The 1,585-nt window shown below is 32.2% G+C and carries 2 protein-coding genes; both read right to left on the bottom strand.

The window, feature by feature from the left end; all coding sequences use genetic code 11:
* Nucleotides 1–133: 133 nt before the first annotated feature.
* A complete protein-coding gene (locus tag H593_RS0115400; protein ID WP_028873243.1) occupies nt 134–712 on the bottom strand; it encodes a hypothetical protein in 579 nt (192 codons plus the stop codon).
* A gap of 175 nt (nt 713–887) precedes the next feature.
* Complete coding sequence (locus tag H593_RS0115395; RefSeq protein WP_028873242.1) at nt 888–1,463, bottom strand: DUF1129 domain-containing protein; 576 nt, start codon at nt 1,461–1,463, stop codon at nt 888–890.
* Nucleotides 1,464–1,585 lie beyond the last annotated feature (122 nt).

Here is a 1,585-nt window from a genome sequence, read left to right as displayed (position 1 = left end):
TTACAAACATAGGAGTTGCGTGGTTATGCAACTAATTTAGTAAACAAATACGAACCCGAGAAAATTCCGCAGGAATGTTCGTAAGTCGGCAGTGAACCAGCAATTAATTATACACCGTGTTAGCCACTGGCTTTTATCGTAATACTTCAGTCAGATAAACAATTCCGAAAATCCAACCTAAATATAATACAGTATAAGACAGCGAATAAATTGCTGAAATTCCGATATCTTCTTTCGTATCAGCTGATTTTGAAAACACAAATTTTAAAGCTCTAAAAAACACCCAATAGAGCATTGCTAATATTATAAAAATCGAAATCCAAAAAAAGGCTTCTAATAAAATCAGAAGTACGAATATTAAAATAGTCATTCCAACCCAGAGTAAAATCGACATTAGAAGTCCACCAATTCCATCGCCAACATCTATACTTGGCAAATCAGGTGATACTCCTGAGTTCGAAATTATATCTCCAGTTTTAAATTCTCTGAATTTTGGAAAATTGTCTGTCAATCCAATTCCTTTGTAAAGTCCGTAAGTCATAAACAGAAAAAGTGCTGTTCCGATTATAAACAACGATAAATATAAATTCGACGTTACAGTTCGGTTATAATTTTCGCCAGTCAGATAAACAGTCAGAATTGTAATTCCGATTACGAGTAATGACACCGTAAAAACGGACTTTCCTTTTAAGTATGTTTGTTTGGCTTTCAATTGGTTTCTTCAGCTTGTGGCTAACGTGTTCGTGTATGGCTTGTTGCGTTGGCGAGAACTAAGTTAACAAAAGAAAACGAACCAGAGGAAATTCCGATAGGAATTTCCAAGTAGGCTAGAACCAAGCAATTGGTTATACACGTTGTTGTAAGTTGGGTTTTAATTAATTATTAATTTAAATAGTTGTTGATATCGCAATTAAGCTTAAAGAAATTAGTAAAGCATAAATCAATATTTTCCATATAGGTTTATTCCGATGTTCTAAATCAGAAGGATAAAATTTTTCAAATCTAAATATTAGAACAAATCCACCAATAAAAGCTCCAATTTGTAAAGCCAATCGTATCATATTTAAATCAGTCAGACTGATAAGAAACATTAATGATAATGCATAAACAAACCCAAATATCAAGACTGAATTTGACTTTTCCTTATTTCCCAATTTTCTAAAGTTTTCTGCCATCATAATTGCTCCACATATTGCAGTAAAAAATGCAGAAAAAATTACAATTGACTTTTGAGAATATAATTCTGGGAGACTTTGCTGTCTTTCCAATTCCATTTTTTCTTTTTGCTTATTCTCTTCATATTCTATTAGAGCAGGAGTCGTTTCTTCAGTAAAACCTCTTTTATTCAGTTCCTTAATTGCAGAATTAAATGCAATTTCTTGGTAACTTCCTTTATTATTTAATATGTCGAACAATTCTTTATCAGAAGCATTTGACATTCTTTCCTTAAATTCATTTTCCATTCAGACTTGGTTTTCGACCTTACTTACAACGTTGATGTATATGGTTTGTTGCGTGTTTATAGGAATTAATTTAGTAAATAATTACCGACCAAGAAAGTCCACGAGGACTTTCGTAAGTAAGC

Origin of the sequence: Psychroserpens burtonensis DSM 12212 (genome assembly GCF_000425305.1) — a bacterium.
Taxonomy (GTDB): domain Bacteria; phylum Bacteroidota; class Bacteroidia; order Flavobacteriales; family Flavobacteriaceae; genus Psychroserpens; species Psychroserpens burtonensis.
Note: the sequence above shows the minus strand (reverse complement) of the source record. Positions and strands in the feature narration are given on the sequence as shown.